20 protein-coding genes and 1 other annotated feature are annotated in these 20242 nt (G+C 35.8%); of the genes, 3 read left to right on the top strand and 17 right to left on the bottom strand.

Going from position 1 to position 20242, the window contains the following annotated elements; genetic code table 11:
• Positions 1–6: 6 nt before the first annotated feature.
• Positions 7–1233, bottom strand: a complete 1227-nt coding sequence (allC, locus tag IGJ50_RS04405; protein WP_069641037.1) for an allantoate deiminase — start codon at positions 1231–1233, stop codon at positions 7–9.
• 263 nt (positions 1234–1496) lie between these two features.
• Here allC and IGJ50_RS04400 point away from each other — a divergent pair, with 263 nt between their 5' ends.
• The gene (locus IGJ50_RS04400; protein ID WP_429949070.1) at positions 1497–2360 is read left to right on the top strand and encodes an alpha/beta hydrolase; all 864 of its coding nucleotides are present in this window, start codon (positions 1497–1499) and stop codon (positions 2358–2360) included.
• A 76-nt stretch (positions 2361–2436) separates the two neighbouring features.
• Here IGJ50_RS04400 and tig read toward each other — a convergent pair whose 3' ends face one another.
• From tig to IGJ50_RS04365, 7 genes are all read right to left on the bottom strand, one after another.
• Positions 2437–3720, bottom strand: coding sequence for a trigger factor (tig, locus tag IGJ50_RS04395; RefSeq protein ID WP_069641035.1), 1284 nt, complete (start codon positions 3718–3720; stop codon positions 2437–2439).
• 306 nt (positions 3721–4026) lie between these two features.
• Positions 4027–4731 carry a 5'-methylthioadenosine/adenosylhomocysteine nucleosidase gene (locus IGJ50_RS04390; protein ID WP_207121565.1) on the bottom strand — a complete coding sequence of 235 codons (705 nt, stop codon included), beginning with the start codon at positions 4729–4731 and terminating at the stop codon, positions 4027–4029.
• Positions 4728–5594, bottom strand: coding sequence for a MetQ/NlpA family ABC transporter substrate-binding protein (locus IGJ50_RS04385; protein ID WP_069641033.1), 867 nt, complete (start codon positions 5592–5594; stop codon positions 4728–4730). The genes IGJ50_RS04390 and IGJ50_RS04385 overlap by 4 nt, the downstream gene beginning before the upstream one ends.
• A gap of 33 nt (positions 5595–5627) precedes the next feature.
• A complete protein-coding gene (locus IGJ50_RS04380) occupies positions 5628–6101 on the bottom strand; it encodes an S-ribosylhomocysteine lyase (RefSeq protein WP_429949067.1) in 474 nt (157 codons plus the stop codon).
• A gap of 24 nt (positions 6102–6125) precedes the next feature.
• On the bottom strand, positions 6126–7247 hold the full coding sequence (locus IGJ50_RS04375) for a 5-methyltetrahydropteroyltriglutamate--homocysteine S-methyltransferase (RefSeq protein ID WP_429949065.1): 1122 nt from the start codon (positions 7245–7247) through the stop codon (positions 6126–6128).
• Positions 7248–7311: 64 nt separating this feature from the next.
• Positions 7312–7568 (bottom strand) — a binding site (T-box leader).
• A gap of 105 nt (positions 7569–7673) precedes the next feature.
• The gene (locus IGJ50_RS04370; protein ID WP_429949063.1) at positions 7674–8258 is read right to left on the bottom strand and encodes a hypothetical protein; all 585 of its coding nucleotides are present in this window, start codon (positions 8256–8258) and stop codon (positions 7674–7676) included.
• Between the two features lie 1367 nt (positions 8259–9625).
• Entirely contained in the window at positions 9626–9796 is a 171-nt protein-coding gene (locus IGJ50_RS04365; RefSeq protein ID WP_429949061.1) for a hypothetical protein, read from the bottom strand.
• A gap of 149 nt (positions 9797–9945) precedes the next feature.
• Between IGJ50_RS04365 and IGJ50_RS04360 the strand changes: the two genes are divergently transcribed.
• Complete coding sequence (locus IGJ50_RS04360; RefSeq protein ID WP_429949059.1) at positions 9946–10851, top strand: helix-turn-helix transcriptional regulator; 906 nt, start codon at positions 9946–9948, stop codon at positions 10849–10851.
• A 67-nt stretch (positions 10852–10918) separates the two neighbouring features.
• Positions 10919–11461 (top strand): ClbS/DfsB family four-helix bundle protein, encoded by a 543-nt coding sequence (locus IGJ50_RS04355; protein WP_069641027.1) that lies wholly within the window; start codon positions 10919–10921, stop codon positions 11459–11461.
• Positions 11462–11749: 288 nt separating this feature from the next.
• Here the strand turns inward: IGJ50_RS04355 and IGJ50_RS04350 are convergent, their stop codons facing one another.
• The 9 genes from IGJ50_RS04350 to IGJ50_RS04310 all read right to left on the bottom strand — a co-directional run bounded on the left by IGJ50_RS04350 (position 11750) and on the right by IGJ50_RS04310 (position 19995).
• Positions 11750–12247: a hypothetical protein gene (locus IGJ50_RS04350; RefSeq protein WP_429949057.1), complete on the bottom strand. Its 498-nt coding sequence runs from the start codon at positions 12245–12247 to the stop codon at positions 11750–11752.
• A gap of 32 nt (positions 12248–12279) precedes the next feature.
• Complete coding sequence (locus IGJ50_RS04345; RefSeq protein ID WP_429949056.1) at positions 12280–12879, bottom strand: hypothetical protein; 600 nt, start codon at positions 12877–12879, stop codon at positions 12280–12282.
• Between the two features lie 153 nt (positions 12880–13032).
• Positions 13033–14001: a DUF1002 domain-containing protein gene (locus IGJ50_RS04340; RefSeq protein WP_429949054.1), complete on the bottom strand. Its 969-nt coding sequence runs from the start codon at positions 13999–14001 to the stop codon at positions 13033–13035.
• 241 nt (positions 14002–14242) lie between these two features.
• Positions 14243–15481, bottom strand: a complete 1239-nt coding sequence (locus IGJ50_RS04335; protein WP_069641023.1) for a dicarboxylate/amino acid:cation symporter — start codon at positions 15479–15481, stop codon at positions 14243–14245.
• A gap of 17 nt (positions 15482–15498) precedes the next feature.
• The gene (locus IGJ50_RS04330; protein ID WP_069641022.1) at positions 15499–16221 is read right to left on the bottom strand and encodes an aspartate/glutamate racemase family protein; all 723 of its coding nucleotides are present in this window, start codon (positions 16219–16221) and stop codon (positions 15499–15501) included.
• 22 nt (positions 16222–16243) lie between these two features.
• On the bottom strand, positions 16244–17155 hold the full coding sequence (locus IGJ50_RS04325; RefSeq protein WP_069641021.1) for an ABC transporter substrate-binding protein: 912 nt from the start codon (positions 17153–17155) through the stop codon (positions 16244–16246).
• A gap of 481 nt (positions 17156–17636) precedes the next feature.
• Positions 17637–19364 (bottom strand): phosphoenolpyruvate--protein phosphotransferase, encoded by a 1728-nt coding sequence (ptsP, locus tag IGJ50_RS04320; protein WP_069641020.1) that lies wholly within the window; start codon positions 19362–19364, stop codon positions 17637–17639.
• On the bottom strand, positions 19364–19630 hold the full coding sequence (locus IGJ50_RS04315; protein WP_010760596.1) for a phosphocarrier protein HPr: 267 nt from the start codon (positions 19628–19630) through the stop codon (positions 19364–19366). The genes ptsP and IGJ50_RS04315 overlap by 1 nt, the downstream gene beginning before the upstream one ends.
• A gap of 173 nt (positions 19631–19803) precedes the next feature.
• Positions 19804–19995 carry a hypothetical protein gene (locus IGJ50_RS04310; RefSeq protein ID WP_069641019.1) on the bottom strand — a complete coding sequence of 64 codons (192 nt, stop codon included), beginning with the start codon at positions 19993–19995 and terminating at the stop codon, positions 19804–19806.
• Between the last annotated feature and the right edge of the window lie 247 nt (positions 19996–20242).

The raw sequence follows: 20242 nt of genomic DNA, 5'->3' as shown, positions 1-20242 counted from the left end.
TTTCTCTTATTTATAAGCTAATTCATATAATGTGCTAGCCAATACTTTTACACCATTGACTAAATCATCAATGTCAGTAGCTTCAGCTGGATTATGGCTGATACCATTGATACTTGGTACAAAAATCATTGCTGTCGGAAAGTTTGGCGCGATGATTTGAGAATCATGTCCAGCTCCACTATGCATTACTTTGTATTTCATATTTTCAGCTTTAGCTGCCGTTTCGATTGCCGTTACGATTTCTTCATTCATTGGAACTGGCGCTTCATCCATCCATAAGTCAATGTCGATTTCTAAACCGTGTTGCGCTGCAATGTCTTTCATCAATTGTTCAATTTCTTGGGTAAAGGCGTGTAGCTCACCGCTGTCTGTATGGCGGCAATCCATTGTAAATAACACTTCACCTGGAACCACATTTACTGTATTTGGTTTGGGTTCAACCTTACCGAAGGTCAATACTAACGGATCCCCCACTTCTAAAGCACGATCGATTGCTTGTGAACAGATCTTCGCAAAAGCATACACTGCATCTTTACGATACCCCATTGGTGTTGTACCAGCATGGTTTGCTTCACCTTTTAGAACGATCGTATAACGTCTTTGACCCGCGATGTTATTAACAACACCGATTTGTAATTGTTCTTTTTCAAGGACAGTTCCTTGTTCAATGTGGATTTCTACAAAAGCTTTGATATCATCTCTAGCTGCTTTGCTTTCATCTCTAAAGTCAAAACCGTGACGTTGCATTTCTTCTACAAATTTCAACCCTTCAAAATCAGCGATTTCAATAACGTCTTCTTTTTTCGCTTCTCCGACAAAGTTTTTACTACCCCAGAATACTGTTGGGAAACGACTGCCTTCTTCTTCAGCCATTGAAATGACTTCTAAAGAACGTTTCGGTTTACCATGTGTTTCTAATAAATATTGGATTGCAACGTACGCTGCAATGACCCCAAATTGACCATCTAAGTTACCACCGTTCACAACGGTATCAATATGTGAACCTGATAAAATGGTTTCTTCTGGATGCTCTGTACCTTCTACTCTACCAAAGAGGTTACCGATCTCATCAAATGAAGCGGTCATGCCGATAGCTTCCAATGTTTCTTTCACAGATTTTTGTGCTTCCAACCAGGAATCAGAATACAATAAACGGGTCATTCCGCCTGTTGGGTCGTTGCCAATACTAGATAAGTGATCGATATTTTCTTGTAAAACTTTTTTTAAATCCATTTGATACATCTCCCTCTTTTATTATCATAACCATTGTAAGCGGTTGCCAGTTTTCATACACTATCCACATTTCACAAATCAGCTCCTATCTTTGTGCGCTTTAAACATAAAGACTAGAGCTATTTGGGTTAAAATAGAAATAAGTTCGTGAAATTTTTAAAATTTACAGGTTAATTCTTTGAAAAAATGATAAAATGCCCTTAAGAAAAAATACCTATTGCTGCAAAACAAACCTGACCAATTTTTAAATGAGGAGGATCATTATGTTAAAACAAGAACTTTGTTATAGTCAATTCGATAATTTGAAATTATTTATGACCTATTACTCAGCTCAAAACAATTGTCAAACAAAAGCTACATTACTTTACTTCCACGGTGGTGGCTTGCTTTATGGACAACGAGATGATTTACCAGAAGTTTATTGTCAGCTTTTAACAGAAAATGGTTACAGCGTATTGACCATTGATTATCCATTAGCACCTGAAGTCAAACTGCCAACTATTGTTAGTTATTTAAAAGAAGCAATTGATTGGTTCTTGAAGCATTATCAAACGACACTAGGTCTAGAACATTCGGATTATTTCTTGTTTGGACGTTCGGCTGGTGGTTTTCTGTCCTATCTATTATCTGCTCGTTATCCTTTCCCAGAACAAAAAGGACTGATTAGTTTTTATGGCTATTATGATCTGATGAATCCTTCATTTAGTCAGCCTAGCAGTTATTACAATCAATTTCCTAAAATAGCCCCTTTGGCTGCCCAAGAGTTGATCTATCCTAACCCAATCGCAGCAGTTTCAATTAATGAACGTTTTTCACTTTATTTATCTGGTCGGCAATTTGGTAACTGGTTAAGTTATCTCGTCAGCTCACCTAGTGAAAAAGAAACATTCAGTTTAACTGATACTGAGCTTGCTGAACTTCCACCGGTATTTTTGGCTCATAGTTCAGCGGACCAAGATGTCCCAGTTGAACTATCACGTATTGCTAGCAGCAAAATCCCTAATGCCACTTATGAAGAAATTGAAGCTCTTCCTCATGATTTTGATGGAGACATTACTAAAAACGAAGGACTGCAAGCTTATCAAGCGTTAATCCTATGGCTAGATAAAACATTGAGCACTACTTGATTTTAACATAATCGTTTCATTCTTTAACTTAAAAAAAGACATTCCCGATCATTCAGGAATGTCTTTTATTGTACATTTATTTTTCAGTTGCAGTTTCAGTGATTACTTCTACTGCACGTTTCATGCGAATATCATGTTTTAACATGTCTTCTGTTAAGACTTTTTTCACTTGATCGATCGGCATGTTGTATTGTTCTGATAAATCTTTGATTTCGTTATCCATATCTTCTTGAGATACTTCAATATCTTCTGCTTTAGCGATCGCTTCGATTACAAGGTTTGTTTTCGTACGAACTTCTGCTTCTGCTTCAAATTGTTTGTGCAAGTCAGCTTCTGTTGTTCCAGTTAATTGATAGTACATATCTGGAGCGATTCCTTGACGTTGCATGTTGTTTAGGAATTCATCCATTGAACGGTGAACTTCGTCATGTACCATTACATGTGGAAGGTCAACGATTTCTGCATTATCAACAGCTTGACGGATTGCAGCTTCGTCTTTTGCTTCTGTTGCAGCCGCTTCTTTAGATTCTGTTAATTCTTTACGGTATTTTTCTTTTAATTCGTCTAATGATTCTACTGAGTCATCAACGTCTTTTGCGAATTCATCATCTAAAGTTGGTAATTCTTTTGCTTTTACTTCATGAACTTTCACTTGGAAAACAGCTTCTTTACCAGCTAGATCTTCTGCTTGGTAATCTTCTGGGAATGTTACTTTTACTTCAACTTCTTCGCCAGCTTTTTTGCCAACTAATTGTTCTTCAAAGCCTGGGATGAAAGAGTTAGAACCTAATTCAAGAGAATAGTTTTCACCTTTTCCGCCTTCAAAAGCTTCTCCGTCTTTGAAACCTTCAAAGTCAATAACAACAGTATCGCCATCAACAGCTGCTTCGTCTTCTTTGATGACTAGTTCAGCTTGGGCTTCTAATTCATTTTGGATGCGTGCATCTACGTCTTCGTCTGTAACTTCACGGTCTTGTTTTTCAACTGTTAAGTTTTTGTATTCGCCTAATTTAACTTCAGGTTTTACAGTCACTTCAGCAGTTACGACCCAATCTTCCCCTTTATTCATGCTTTCAACATCAATTTTAGGTTGTGATACAGGATCGATTCCAGCTTCTTTAACAGCTGCTTCGTAGACTTCTGGTAACACTGCGTTCAAAGCATCTTCATATAATGCTTCTTCGCCGTACATACGGTTGAATACTTGACGTGACACTTTTCCTTTACGGAATCCTGGTACGTTAAGATTTTTTTTAACTTTATCGAATGCTTGTTTCAAGCCTTTTTCAATTAGAGTTTGATCAACTGAAAAAGTTAACACACCATCATTGGTGCCTTTTTTTTCAAATTTCGCAGACATTTGTTTCCCTCCGAATAACTTAATTTTATACATGAATTTATGTTATGCATACCTTTAAATAGTACACTATCACTGGATAAATGTAAACATTTTAGGTGAGAAGATGGAAAATAAAGCCATTTTATAGACTATTTGAAGCGTCTCTTTTTAATTTTAACCACTTTTAAGTTCTGTTCATTGGTTTCTATGCTCTTTAGATGTGCTTTCTATATTTCAAGATAGTAACATGTTGACATTTAAAAGCAAATAAGGCCGAGACAAATAAAGATGTTCAGCTATTAAAAGCTCAAACATCTTTACCATCTACTAATTATCTTCTACCAATACACGAATTAAGCGTTTCGTTTCTTGAAATGCATGAAGTGCAGCTGTATCTAAATGTGTATCAAAAGACTCAGCAGCTTCAATCCCTGCAATGTCGGAAATACCGCGAATATTTATTACAGGAATAGCATAAAAACTCGCAACTTGTGCGATTGCTGTGCTTTCCATATCAGAGGCTTTCGCTTCTGGAAAACGCTCTTTCACCTGTGTTACAAACTCCGACTCACTCATAAAGGAATCGGAAGTGACGATCAATCCATTATGCAAACCATAATCTCTAGTTTTTTCCAAAGAATCAACAATTTCTAACCATTTTTGACTTAACTGGTAGTCTTTTGGCATTTGTGGCACTTGCCCAAATGCGTAATCAAAACTAGTCGCATCCACATCACTATAAGTGAGCCTTGTGCCATAAATAACATCACCAATTTCAACCTCACCTAAAAAGCCACCCGCAGAACCTGTATTAATGATCACATCTGGTCGAACTGTTTCACAAACTAAACTAGCTGAAGCTGCTGCATTGGCTTTACCGATCCCGGTTTCCACTAAAAATAAGGAATAGTCTGGCTGATCTAATACTTTCTCGATCACAGTTTTCCCTCGTTTTAAAATAGAGTGCAATTGATAAGAACCACGAAATGGTTCTAACTCTTCTTGCATTGCTGCTGCTATGACGATTTTCATTTATCTGCCTCCCACAGCTTGCCAACATCTTCTTGCACATCGACTTTTGTCCCACCAAAATGTTCTTGGATATAGTCTTTGACTGCTTGACTATGATATAGATCTGCTAGTTTTTTTAACGCTTGATCCTGTTGGCGGTCTGCTGTTGTGACTAAAACATTGATGCTTTGCTGCGTATGTTCATCGATTTCTTCTTTAAACAAAGCATCTTTCAAAACATTTAAACCACCTTCAAACGCAATTGTATTACTGATCAAAGCTAGGTCAACATCTTGCAATACTCTTGGTCCCGTCGTATCATCGATCATTTTAAACTCTAAGTTTTTAGGATTTTCAATAATATCAGACGGCGTTCCTGTTCCGTTGTCAAAATTCTTGGCTAGTTTGATCAAACCAGCAGTTTCCATCAATCTTAAGCCACGCGCCGTATTTGCTGGATTATCAGCGATTGCAACGACAGCTCCCTCTTTAATCTCCCCGACTGATTTGTATTTATCTGAATAAAGCCCCATCGGCTCCATATAGGTTGTTGCAATTGGTACTAATTTTTGGTCGCTATCTTGATTGAAACTACTTAAATACCCCAATGATTGAAAAGCATTCACATCGACCTGTTCTTCAACCGTTGCATTATTTAGCTGAGGACCGCCATTGATCTCTTTGACCTCTATGGCTAATCCCGCTTCCTTAGCTAACTCTGAGTCTGCAATAAAGCGCCAAATATCGGCATCACTGTCAACTGAACCTAAAACGATTTTGGTCGCTTTATGCTGTTCTTCATTTGCCTCCGCTTTATTTTGACTGTTACAACCCGTCACTAAAAATAAAGCCCCTAAAATGCCAAATCCAATCCACTTTTTCATAACAGCCTCCTTCAAATATTACTATGATTCGCCCTAGATTATTTCTCGCTCAAAAGCAGAGGTACTGATTCCTTGATTTAACACTACTTTCGCCCATTCTTTTGCGGAAAAAAGAGAGTGATCTTTATAATTCCCACAGCTTTTTGCATCTGTTCCCTGAACATCAGTCCATTGAATTTCTTCTACGATCTGAACCAATGTTTCTTTCAGAGCTTGAGCAACCTCTTGGGCTGGATAATTCCCCCAAACAATCAAATGAAAGCCTGTTCGACAACCAAATGGCGAAATATCAATAATATCGTCCAAACGATCCCGCAATAAATCAGCTAATAAATGTTCTAACGTATGAAGCGCAGCTGTTGGAATTTCTGCCTGATTCGGTTGGGCAAAACGCAAGTCATAATTCGTGATTTCGTCCCCTTTTTTCCCAACTTCTGTTGTAATTACTCGAACGTACGGCGCAATCACTTGATTATGATCTAATGTAAAACTTTCGACTTCTGCCATGATTACACACATCCTTCCAACTAATTATTTTGTTGAACCCCAAACCTCATTTGCTACATCAATAACTAACGCCAACTTTTTCCACTGGTCTTCCTCGGTCAAAACATTGCCTTCTTCTGTCGAAGCAAAACCACATTGAGGACTCAAACTCAAGCGATCTAATGGGACAAACTTACTTGCTTCTTTAATTCGCTTCACTAATGTTTCCTTCTCTTCTAACGTGCCGTCCTTACTTGTAACTAAGCCCAAAACCACTTGTTTATCTTCTGGAACAAAACGTAACGGCTCAAAATCACCTGAACGCTCATCATCAAACTCCAAGAAAAAGGCTTCGACATTTTGATTGCCTAACAACGTATCAGCAACAGGCTCATAGCCGCCAGAAGTGGCCCACGTTGAATGATAATTGCCACGACAGACATGCGTCGTTACATGTAAATCTTCAGGTAGATCAACGATTGCATCATTATTTAAACGTAAATATAACGCTTGTAATGCCTTGGTATCATATTCGCCATTAGTCATCGTGGTCCAAAAGTTCTTATCCACTAACATCCCCCACGTGCAATCATCCAATTTAATATCCCGACAACCTAAATCATATAAGGCTAAAATTGTTTCCCGATACGCCTTCGCAATATCTTGATATAATAATTCCCGATCAGGATAAAATTCATTAACCTTGTCTTCATTAGAACTGCGAACCAACTCCGCTAATAACTGGGCAGGTGCAGGAATACTTTGGCGAACAGGCGTTCCGTCTGCAATTTCCGTTAAAAATGTGTACTCTTCAAAGACCGGATGTTCTGGATTAAAGCTTATTTTTCCTGTTAAACGTGCTGAATCCGCTCTTGTTTCTTCTCCGTGAAATAAATAGCCTTGATCCATTACATTATGCTCAATTCCATTGAAGCCCCAGAAAAAATCAAGATGCCAGTAACTACGGCGAAACTCCCCATCACTGATAACGTTTAAGCCAATTTCTTTTTGTTTAGCAACTAAATCCCGAATGGCTTGATCCTCAACTGCTTTTAATTCATCTCCAGAAATCGTACCAGCTGCAAACTCTTCCCGCGCTTCTTTCAGCGCTTCCGGACGTAAAAAACTGCCGACGATTTCATAATGATGTACTGAATTTTGACACATAATTAATTTCCCCCTCATTTTTTAAATAGAAAACAAAAAAATCCCTAGAAAAGTCAAAGACTCTTCTAAGGATGTAATAAACATACATGGTACCACCTTAATTTACAAAAATCTTGCGATTTCTGCCTCTACTCTAATACGCCACTACCGCTTGATATTAGGATTCTTGCTAACGGGAATAACCGTGCATCTCTAAAATAATTTTTCGAAATGCCCACTCAAAAGCCATTTTCAAATTCGTTTTCTTCCGCCTCTTTTCAGCTACCAAGGCTCTCTTTTAGAAATTCCACAGAATTTTACTTTCTTTTTCTACGTGTTTTTTTATTTATTTTTAATCATAATAGCAGATGAGACGGTGGGTGTCAAATGGATAGGTGAAAAATTTTTTACGTTAGCGAACTTTTATAGACTTTCTCACGATTAATCTTATAAACTATCTAATTCTTGTTCAGCCTTTAAAGTCATCGTTTTGTCAAAGCAACTGCCAAAAATGCTGTATTTAGATTCAATGACTTGGATCATCTGGCCCTTTTCTAAAATCTCAAAAAGATCGTATGGTACAGTCAGTTTATGCATTTTTTTATCCCCATCAATTTCTAGATTTAGATTACACTCTTCAACAATCACGTTAGGGCCTCCACCAGGAGGACGATATGAAGCAACCACTTTGTCACTAATTCGAGCTTCTAATTCCTGCTCTTGGACATGACAAAGCCTTGTTCGTACTAATATGAATCTAAGTACATACTCAATCCCCCAATAAATGAAAAACATCCCTGTTACGCCAAGTGCAGCCAAGGAAACCACAATTAAAGTCACAATAGCAAGCTCAAACTTATCTTCGTAGTAAGACCATTCCGTAAAATGAGTGGTCACTACTTGCCACGAATCATTTAGAAATTCAATTTTACTGATTAGCAGCCAGCTTATTAACAATGTAAATAGTAAAATTACTAGCTTGTATAGATAGAAAATTAGATAATCCCTTAGTTTATTTTTCCTTTTCAACATCATTTTTCTCCTTTTTTTATTAATACTTCTCTATTATTTTATCAGAAAAATGAACTGTTAAAGAATTTTTTGTGTTTTTAAATTTGATCAGGTCATAGCGGTTTAGCGGTCTCTATTTGCTTGTAAAGATTCCGTTTGGCTTCTTCAAAACGAGTAACTCTTTTTAAAATCTCCTCTTCGATTATATGTATTTCACAAATCAAGCGTTTCTCCTGTCATCGTAGTAACTTGACACATTTCACAATATATAAAAAACGACGTCAGTGCTCATTTACTCACTAATACATAATTTAATACAAATAACGAGAAATAATATTAATAAGAGAAGCGAATGAGAAGATTTAGAAAAAATTTTTTGTTATTTTACCTTATATATAAGGGAGAGGTTTTATAGTATTATTTAATCGAAGAATGTCAGATTTTTTATTGCGAACTGCTATTTATTTCGGTATACTAATAGCCATAGGATAGAAATAATTAACAAGGAGAACAGCAAACTTTCACTTAGCCAGAAATGAGTGGAGTAGAGGTTGTCCCTCCTAACGATAAAAATAAATCAACGGCACTTCCTGACCTGGCTACCAACCAAACTAGAGAAGTTTTGATTAAACAGCATAACCTGCTTAAGCAAATCGCCAATAGTGTACGTCATGTTCTTATTTTTGCATTCAGTTGTCTACCAGAAGACTTTAACCCTTCTCCTTCCAAGTATAACTGAGTAAAGATAGAGATCTTTGACTTGCCTATTGCCACGATTGCAGGGAATCTGTAATCGTTTTTTTGTTTCTATCCTATAAAATTTGAGAAAAAGAAATGATAATACGGTGACAACATTCATTTTATTCACCTTGTACTTTCATCACCTGCTCTGTCTTATTGCCAATCGCAGTCCTTCAATTCTTAGAGTTTTAGCTCTTAGAAATTGATGGGACCTAAGCAACAGCGCAGTGATTCAAAACAAAATAGGCACTTCATTCACCGGTACCACCCAGTAAATGAAGCCCTGAATAGAAAGCATAACCTATCTATCCAAGTTGCCTGATTACTAGTACCGTAGCACTAGCTTCTTTATTGTACCTAATTTTTGTAAGAATTTCTAGACACTTTTGGAAATTTTTTTAAATAGGTAAAGAAACTTGCTACAGTCTGTTAGTCACCCCAACGATAGAGGCGGCCATCTCTATCGTTTTTTCTTTTTCTCAATTGTTGAATGTTGCTTGAAACTAACTTTAAAATTTCTAGAATCGCGTATTCGTCCTGCAAAAAAAGAAAAAATTCAAGATAAAAGTACAAAATCACCAAATCTATAATAATAAAAAGGACTATATGAGTCAGCCTCCAATTATAATTACTGTTTCTGCTACCTATTATTTCTCAATCAAACCTCTAAAAACGTGATCATACTTATTCATAAAAAAATCGATATCATCAGAAAATTCTTTTAGAGATAGCATTTGGATAACTTCATTAGGTAATGACTTACTATTTGTATTGTCCAGTTTTCTCAGATTTTTAGATTTGCTTATTTTATCAGTCATATTTTATTCCTCCTTGTCCTTATTTCGTATAACACTAAAAAATAGCTGTCTATTAAAACTACACTCTTCCAAGTTTCCTGACTTCAAAAAAACGTTTCCCTTCATGATATAATAACCTTAAATAGTCTAAAACAAGAAGGTGATCTATCATGAAACTAAACAGAATGTTCGAAATCGTCTATCTGCTACTCGAAAGAAAAAAGCTTACCGCAAACGAATTAGCGAACCATTTCGAAGTCTCAAAAAGAACGATTCTCCGTGATATAGAAGCCTTATCTATCGCAGGAATCCCAATCTACACCTCTAAAGGAAAAGGCGGCGGCATTTCACTACTTGAGAACTATGTATTAGACAAAACCATTATTTCAGCAGATGAACAAGACCAAATTCTCTTTGCCCTTCAAAGCTTAGCTGCCACACATCACTTACATTCTGAGCCTATTTTATCTAAACTGCAAGCTCTATTTAGTAAAACAGACACAAGCTGGATTGAAGTGGATTTTTCTCGTTGGGGTAAAACTGATCCAGACAATAAAAGATTTGAACAGTTGAAAACAGCTATTCTTACCGAAAAAGTCATTTCTTTTACTTATGCAAATTCTTATGGAGCAACAAGCTTGAAAACAGTTTATCCACTAAAATTACTTTTCAAATCGAAAGCCTGGTATCTTCAAGCATATTGCCCCTCTAATCAAGCGTATAGAACCTATAAACTCAATCGAATGACCGACTTGGCTATAGATACTGACATTTTTTCTAAGAAAGATTTTACAGTCCCAGCGATTGAAGGAACAGACAGTCCAGCTCTATTAGACTTAACTCTTTTAATCTCAAAAGAGCGTGCTTATAGAGCATACGATGAGTTTGATATCCATAATAGTCAAAAAAATGAAGATGGTTCCCTTCTTGTAGATACACAATTACCAGAAGATGAATGGTTGTATTCCTTTCTCCTATCTCTAGGCGCTTCAGTAAAAGTTATCTCACCGCCACATGTGGAAAAAACGTTACTCACTTATATTGAAGAAATGAAAAAGAATTATATGGAGCCATAAGGTGACAGATAGTTGTCACCTTAACTGTGCTATTATAAAGTTACCACTATGAAGGAGCGTGAACACTATGCCTAGACCTACAACAAAAATAGATTTGATCACAACCGCAGACGAGCAGTTTTCAAAGTTATGGCAACTGATTGATTCGATGGATGATCAAAAACAGAATGCACCATTTGCTTTTAGTGAAGCATTTTTACAAAAAAGAACAGAAGCCCACTGGCAACGAGATCAAAATTTACGAGATGTCTTGATCCATTTATATGAATGGCATCAGTTACTCTTAAACTGGGTAACATCGAATCAAAAAGGAGAAGCCCAGCCCTTTCTACCTGCTCCATATAATTGGCGAACTTATGGAAAACTGAATGAAGAATTTATCGAAAAACACCAAAATACCTCTTTAGACGAAGCAAAGCAACTTCTTAACAATAGCCATGCTGACGTTTTAAACATGATTGAAGCTTTTACAAATGAAGAGTTATTCGCTAAAAATACACTCTCTTGGACTGGAACCTCTACACTGGGAAGCTATTGTGTTTCCGCAACGTCTAGTCATTATGAATGGGCGATTAAAAAAATGAAGCAGCATATCAAATCGTTAGAATAATCATTGGATAAAAATAAACTACGCTTCAAGAGTAGCATCATTCGTTGATGAATTTACCCTTGAAGCTTAATTCTATTGTCTGCTCATTTTCTTTTGATTGAAGGCGCCGCTTTTAATACTTTATCTACTGAATAAATTGCTTGGTCATTCGTAATTAGAACGACTATTTTAAAGAAACACTTCAATTCTCTTTCTTATCCTATTTCAATGACACACTCAATTTATAATCAACTAAAGAGAATACGAGGCTTCGATTCCAATAACTAAAATTGCTCTAACAACTTTAACCTATTGTTTTTTAGCTGGTGCAAGCTTCATAAGTTTTTTGACTGCATAAATCGCTTGATCGTTCGTAAAATGAAATTTCCCAATTGTAGTGTAAATAATCAGCTTAGTATTTTCAACTTTACCGCCACGACGTAATTTATTTGTCACTGCCTTCGCTTTGACTTTTTTTATTTGCTCTTTTTTGATCTGTATTTCTTTTCCATTTATCCAAATGGTTAAATCATTATGCCCTTGAAAAATTTTGACTCGTTTAGAAAATAGTTTTTTGTATAGTTTTCTCAATAAATAATCAAAAATAACCCAACTTATCAAAAAGCTTATAGAAAAAGCAACTGCCTCATACCCGGTGTTTAGAAAGAAATACGCTGTTTTAATTCCTATGGAAAAAATCAATATGGCCCAACACACTACAAACAAAACAATCGCTGCTTTCTTCACAATACTATATTTCGAATAATTAAAATCAGCTTCTAAAACAAATTTCATCTGCTTGCCCATCTTCATTTCTCCTTTATCTCGTGTCCAAATTTTCACTCACCGATCTGAGGTTCAACGAATAACTTTCCATCCTCTAAATAAAAGTATAAATGTCGATTACTGTTTTTATCAACCTTGTACTCATATTCTGTTGTTTCGTCATCGAATAAGGATTTTTTTGAGGTGTTGATAAATGAAGGAATCCCTATATTTTCTAATACTTTTTCTGAAACCTTCTCATCAAGCGTCATTTTATTTGTCCGTTCAATGATCGACTCTTCTGCATAAACTGTGGGATCATTGAAAATAATATACTTAGATGTAATTTTTCTTTTTGTATACTCAAAAGATAACTGAGCTAGCTTCTTTTTCCCGCGAGTTATCTCCCACCGTAGCGTTTTGACATCAGAGGGTTTGACTAATAACTTTCGTGAATCTAAATTGGGTTCTCCAAATTCGGCCGTAAATTCCTTTTCAAGATCTGGTACAATTTTGTTTAATAACCGAATTTTCTCATAATAAACCATACAATATTCATAATCGTTCAGTGCTTTTGTCTCTACTTTTGCTTCTGGTTTCACAGTAAAGTACAATACTATACCTAACACAATACACATAAATCCACCTAACAACATTCCTTTTTTCACTTTCACTCGTAGCTACCCCTTTTTTCCTATTTATTTTAGATATACATTAAGTTTACAGGAAAAATACATAAAAAAAAGAGGATTTAGCTAAAATATGTAACTATTTTTAGCTAAACCCACTTTATTATTTGCATATAAGTAAACTTATCCTAGACTAGCTTATTTACCAGTAATAGAATCCCAAATTCCGCTAAAGAATCCTTTGATATTTTCCCAAAGACCCTTAGATTTTTCCTCGATTTGTTCTTTTGTTTTAGACAAATCGAGTTGTCCAACAAAGTCCTCAAAGATATTTTTATCTTTCATATCGCTCATCAAAGTCGTCAATTCTTTCACTTGATCTGATGACATCACATCTTTGATTCCTTGACTTTGTAATGCACCTTCAACAGTTTTTTGAATATCTGCTTGGGTCAAATTTTTGCCATCAGCAGTTTTGGCAGCCAATTCTTTTTTCGCTTGCTCTTGCGCTGCATTTAAGGCTTCGTCAGTATAACCATCTTTATCTTTATTCTCTTCTGTGATCTTAGATAGTACATCCATTTCGTCTTGAGCGACACCTACACGGTCTCGATTGATAATGCCGCCAGATTCTTCAACGATTTTATAGACACCTGCTAACGCTCCTGAACCATCGATCGGAACAGCTGATGCAACAGTCAACTTCGCATCTGTAATCCCAGCTGTTAACGCCGCATTTTGGTACTGGGCTTCTGTGATTTTCGTAATATTTTTAGGTGTAGCAATATCTACAGAGATTCCTGCACCTTTTTTCTGTGTTTCCATTCGAACTGAACTATAAACAGCCCATTCTGGTGTGAAGCCACCATCAGGGATAAAACTCATCAAATCTTGTCCTGTTGTTGTATATTGTGGTGTTTCACCTTTGATACCTAATTCTTTTAAAGTAAAGTCCTTTTGCTCTTGGGTCAGTGCATTGCCTAAAGCGACAGCGTTTATTTGTAGATTCTCCTCAGAACTTTGAGTTGTTTCTGTATTACTAGCATTTACTGAAGTACTTTCAACCGTGCTACTTTGTGTAGCAAATGCTGTTTTTCCATTTGATAAACCTGTAGAAACCAAAAGAACTGTCATTGCTACAGCGAGTGTTGTCTTTGTCTGTTTCATAGTAACCTCCTAAAGATTTACTTGTTCATTACTATACAACAATACTTTTAGTTAGTCCCTAAGTATGATCCGTTTTAAGAAAATTTTAGTATCTTGACCTTTTAAAAAATACGTTTCCTTTCCTAAGTGAATCAACTCTATACTCAGTTTTTCCAATAAAAAAGAACAAAAGCAACCACTTTTAGCGGTTGAATGCTTTTGTCCTAATTTTCTACAAACTATATACTCGTAATGACTCATTTTAGTTAGTACTGGATTCGAATACGTTTCTATCAAATTCACCTGTTTTAATTCCAACAATAATTGATGAGTAAACATTCCCCATTACGTTCAATGGTGCTCGTGTTAAAGAATAAAAATAATCCAAACCTGCAAAAATAGCTACTCCTTCAACTGGAATACCAATCATTTGAAAAACAATCGCCATAGATACAATTCCGCCACCTGGAACACCTGGATTCCCAAAAGATGCAACAACTGAGAATACGCCTAATAAAATAAGATTTTGTAATGTAAATTGGATGTCAAATACAGATGCACAAGCCACAGCCGAAACAATATTTGAAATTGGCGAGCCATTTGTATTTAATGCATTTCCTAAAGGTAAAACAAAATCAGATATTCGTTCTTTAACGCCCATCTTTTTAGGCACATCCTCTAGAGATACTGGTAAAGTTATCGCTGAGGAAGTAGTCGTTACAGCTATAACCATAATATTTAGACTATTTTTAAGAAGCGTAACAATGCTTAATCGATATCTGATAGCTACATAAAGTGTATAGAGCACAAAGAAAATAATATCGAGTATACTCACGATTACAATGACCTGAACAAGTGATTTCAATGCATCTACTCCACTTGTGCCAATAACACCAGCAAGCATCGCTGAAATCCCAATTGGTGCATAGACCATCACAATAGAGACGATTTTCATTATTACTTTTCTTAAACCTAATATTAACTCATAGAGTGCGTTTACACTTTCAAAACTATCCTTCATAATATTTACAGAAATACCAAACAATGCTGCAAAAACAATGATTTGGACAATAACTCCTTCTGCAAGTGCCCCAACTGCGTTATCTGGAATAAAATTTACAATAGTTTCTTGTATATTACCACCCGCAACCGTTCCTTTATATGCATCTGATCCAGGAGCAGTCAACGTTAAATTGATTGGAATGATTTTTACTGCAATAATTGACAAAACTGCCGCCAAAGACGTACTAACAAAAAATACCCCCAATGTTTTCAGTCCAACAGTTTTTAATTCTTTTAACGGTAAAGAGGCCGTTGCTTCAACAATAGAACAAAAAATTAATAAGGGGACGCACATCTTTACTGATCTTAAAAAGATATCACCTAAAAACTTTAAACTTTCAGCATTTTCTCCTAGCACAAAACCTATGATCAACCCTATAATAGATCCTACGACAATCCTCATAGATAAACTAGAGTTCTTCACTTTATTTAAAATCATTCTGCTCGTACTCCTTTTCAGTCAACAAAATAGTCGCTTATTTTTTGTGGTGGATAATTAAATTTCCCAATCTTACTCTGTGATAGATGACACTCTACAAATAATTTAGCTAATTTTACGGATACTGAAACAGGGTCTATAACTGGAACACCTATTTCTTCACTTAATGAATCCGCATACATCGCAAATCTAGCACCACCTAATACAATTGCCTCAGCACCGTCTTCTTCAATCATCTTGATGATTGTGTTTTTTAGCGATTCTTTTACGGAACTGTTTTGGTTCACATTCTCCGTATCCATTTCAATCCCTCGTACTGAGGCAAGTTTTCCTTCTAAACGTAGTAAATGTGTAAGATCTTCTTGATAAGGTATATTTTGTTTGAAAACAGTTAGAATTGAATACTTATGTCCTAACATGGTCGCAATAACTTGAGATCCTTCTGCTATTGATATGACTGGAATATCTAATGCCTCTTTTAAAGCAAAAAAACCAAAATTCCCGAATCCAGCTAATACAATCGCATCTGGGTTCACTTCTTCTGTAAAATCAAGTAACCCTCGCACAAACGACCAAACAGATTGATAATCGCCAAAAGTACAATCTATATGTTTAGAGCCTTTAGGATTGGTATATGGGATCAATTCTGTAGATGAATCATTAAATCCTTTTTCTGCTGATTTCATTAAAACTTTTGTTAATTCTGTATTACTATTTGGATTAGCAACAATAATTTTCATTTGAATCTCCTTTTTCATAAAATTAATTTATTTTAGAATATAGATATGGCCGATTATCGACTAATTTGTCGTATGCTATTTTTCTGTCTAATACATCTCCTAGTATTAAATAATCTTGCCAACGATCAACCTCTTGGGACTCAATATTTATAGTCGGAGTCCACATTCCCTCTTTTATAAACAGATCAATTGTTTTAATACCGTCTTCTACGGAAATTGTCGGCCAATTATTTTTAATAATCGAGCTGCAGGCTTTTCCTCCATGTTCTAATAAATATGACGTCCCTTTTTGAAGACCTACGGCGAATTTTTCAAATTCAACTAATTTATCTTCTATTATTTCAGGCAAACTATAGTAAACACTCCAGGGTATATTGCTTCCCTTTCTGGTTAAATCACAGAAGTTAAAACCTACTTGTCGATCGATCATGGAATGAGCTGTATCTGGTTGGACTACTATAAAGTCACCAAACCCTTTTTCAAAAAGATCGCAAATCATAGCTGTTGAAAAATCATGGATAAACCGAATTTTATTTGGATCAGCACCACCTTCTCGCGCGCTGCCAACCGTCATTAAATAATGACCTGCTCCATCGCCTCCTGATACAAGTACTCTTTTTCCTTCTAAATTTTTCCAATCAAATGATCCTGATATTTTTTCTCTTGAAAGAATAACTAATGGGCATTTGGACGCTATTTTTGCAACTGACGTGTATTTTTGAATATTCTGACAATAAATCATAGGCAGCCACATTCCACCTAACACAACATCTGCTTGACCATTTTCTAAATCATCAAGTCCTTTTGTCCAAGGATCAGGTAAATACGAACATAATTTTAGCTTTTGTTCATCAAAAAAACCTTGTTCTTCTGCGATGTATTGTGGCATGTAGTTCATTGATAATCCTGTTGCAGCAATTGTAAATGTAGTCAATTTAGAAAATCTCCTTTTTGATTATATTTAGGTTTTGATAACAATATATGCTATATAGTCTCCTATGACCTTTTATCACGAGAATGCTCTACTTGATTCGTGTGATTATTGTTTGTAGACTCAGAATCAATGATTGCTAATCTTGCTTACATGTAATCAACGTAGTTTCTTGAGTTTCACTACTTTTGAATCTTTTTGAACTATCATAAATCATATTGTAAGCGGTATCCATGTCCTTTTCATTGAACTTTTTAACATTTTATTTATATTTTTTGTTTAAAATAACTATTTATTACAAACTTTATATTAAAAACGATATAATAGATGAATAAAAATAAAGGAGTAGCAAATATACTTAAACCATTTCATTGTAAACGCCACCATATTAGTATTCATTCTAGACTTAATTACCAAACATTCACTAAAAAAAAGCCTTCACCACTCAGAACAGAATCTGAATGATAAAGACTTTAGTACTTATTTATTTCGTATAATCCTTAACCAAGTCAATAACTTCTTCCATTGTATCGCAGTCATTCAACGCACGATCCGCAAGTTCAGCCATTTTCTTAGTATCTAGACGTTTCATCAAGCTACGAGTTTGAAGAATAGATGTCGCACTCATTGAGAACTCATCTAAGCCCATTCCTACCAATAATGGTACAGCCATTTGATCGCCACCCATTTCTCCACACATACCAGTCCATTTACCTTCTGCATGAGATGCGTCAATCACGTTTTTAATCAAACGTAGGATTGATGGGTTATATGGTTGGTAAAGGTAAGAAACGCGTTCGTTCATACGGTCTGCTGCCATTGTGTATTGAATCAAGTCATTTGTTCCAATACTGAAGAAATCAACTTCTTTGGCGAATTTATCCGCAATTACAGCGGCTGCAGGAATTTCGATCATGATACCAACTTGAATCGTATCAGAAACTTTTGTTCCTTCAGAAACTAATTTAGCTTTTTCTTCTTCAAAGATGCTCTTCGCTGCTCTGAATTCTTTTAACGTTGCAACCATCGGGAACATGATACGTAAGTTACCGTGAACAGAAGCACGTAATAATGCGCGCATTTGTGTACGGAACATTTCGTCACCACGTTCAGATAAGCTGATACGTAAAGCACGGTAACCTAAGAACGGGTTCATTTCATGCGGTAATTGAAGATAAGGTAATTCTTTATCTCCACCGATATCCATTGTACGAACCACGACAGGCTTGCCGTTCATGCCTTCAAGAACTGCTGTGTAAGCTGTGTATTGTTCATCTTCTGTTGGGAAATCTGGAGAATCCATGTAAAGGAATTCTGTACGATATAGACCAACAGCTTCAGCACCATTGTTGTGTACGCCTTCTAAATCTTTAGGAGTACCAATGTTGGCAGCTAACTCGATATGTTTACCATCAGCAGTCACTGTTTCAGCATTTTTTAGTTTTTCCCATTCAACTTTAAGGTCAGCGTATTCTTTGCCTTTTGCTTCAAAATCAGCTTTTTCAACATCAGTTGGGTGGATGATGACATCGCCATCGATTCCGTTAACAGCTAAGATATCGCCTTCTTTGACTTTGGCAGTGATTTCTTTTGTTCCTACAATTGCAGGAATTTCAAGAGAGCGAGCCATAATCGCTGAATGTGATGTACGTCCGCCAATATCCGTTACGAATGCTTTCACATACGTACGATCTAATTGAGCAGTATCACTTGGTGTTAAGTCATGGGCAACCACAACTACCTCTTCGTTGATCATTGAAGGATTAGGAAGAGTAACACCTAATAAATGAGCTAAAATGCGTTTTGCAACGTCACGAATATCTGCTGCACGTTCTTGCATATAGGCATTATCATCCATTGCTTCGAACATACCGATATACATATCTGTTACTTCTTTTAACGCAGATTCAGCATTTACTTTATTATCTTGAATGTTTTGTTTAATTTGACCGATCATTTCTGGGTCAGCTAAAACCATTAAATGTGCGTCAAATACTTGTGCTTCTTCTTCACCAAGGCTTTGCGCTGCTTTTTCTCTGATTGCTTGCAACTCAGTCGTAGATTTTGCTAAAGCATCGTCTAAACGGCTTTCTTCAGCAGTTGTATCCTCTACAGACTTTTTATCGAAAGACAAATCAGGTTGAACTAACAGGTAAGCTTTAGCAATAGCGACACCATCACTTGCGGCAATTCCCTTTAGCATTTCAGACATTATTCTGACAATCCTTCTTTTTGCATTGTGTCTACGATAGCTGCTAATGCATCTGCTTCGTCAACACCGTCAACAGAGATTGTTACGTCTGAACCTTGGCCAACGCCTAAAGACATAACGCCCATGATTGATTTAAGGTTAACAGATTTACCTTTGTATTCTAAGTTAATATCTGAGTTAAATTTACTTGCAGTTTGTACTAATAATGTAGCTGGACGAGCGTGAATCCCTGTTTCTGCTACGATGTGAAATTCTTTCTTTTCCATATAAATCGGTCTCCTTCGTAAGTAAAATAATTTTTTATGTTAGGGTTTTCCTTTCATGATACGTTTCAAAAGAAACTAGAATCTGGATAATACCCTTTCAATTTTTAAGATTACCATTTTTTGTGAGTAGTTACAACACTTTTCACCTATTTTTTATTGAATCAAAACATCGATTACTCTTCTTCCTTCATATAACGATATATAATTCGTCCATTTAATCCAGCTTCTCCGACAAAAGACATTCTATCAGGCAGATTTTTCCAGACTTCTCTAAAAGCGGTAAAATCCTGCGGTTCAACTGTAAATTCAGAAATTTCTCCCTCTTTCAAGGCGTTGATTTGTTCTTTAAACGAATTTTCGTTCATTAATCGATCACAGCTTTCATTTTTATTTTTAACCTGTGGTCATTGTATGACAAAATTAGATATTTGTCTAAATTCCACTGATTTCACTATAAATAAACCGGATTATTTTTATAAAAATAGAATAAATTTCATTATTGTAGATTATTACGCATAATTGATTGGAATTTCTTCTTTATTCTCTTCACTAAATCTAGAGTTCAATTGCTTGATTCTTACTAAAAAGATGCTATAATAATCTCAAAGGTCA

This window comes from Enterococcus sp. AZ101 (assembly GCF_050499005.1).
Lineage (GTDB): Bacteria > Bacillota > Bacilli > Lactobacillales > Enterococcaceae > Enterococcus_L > Enterococcus_L ureilyticus.
This window is presented reverse-complemented; position numbering and strand designations above follow the sequence as displayed.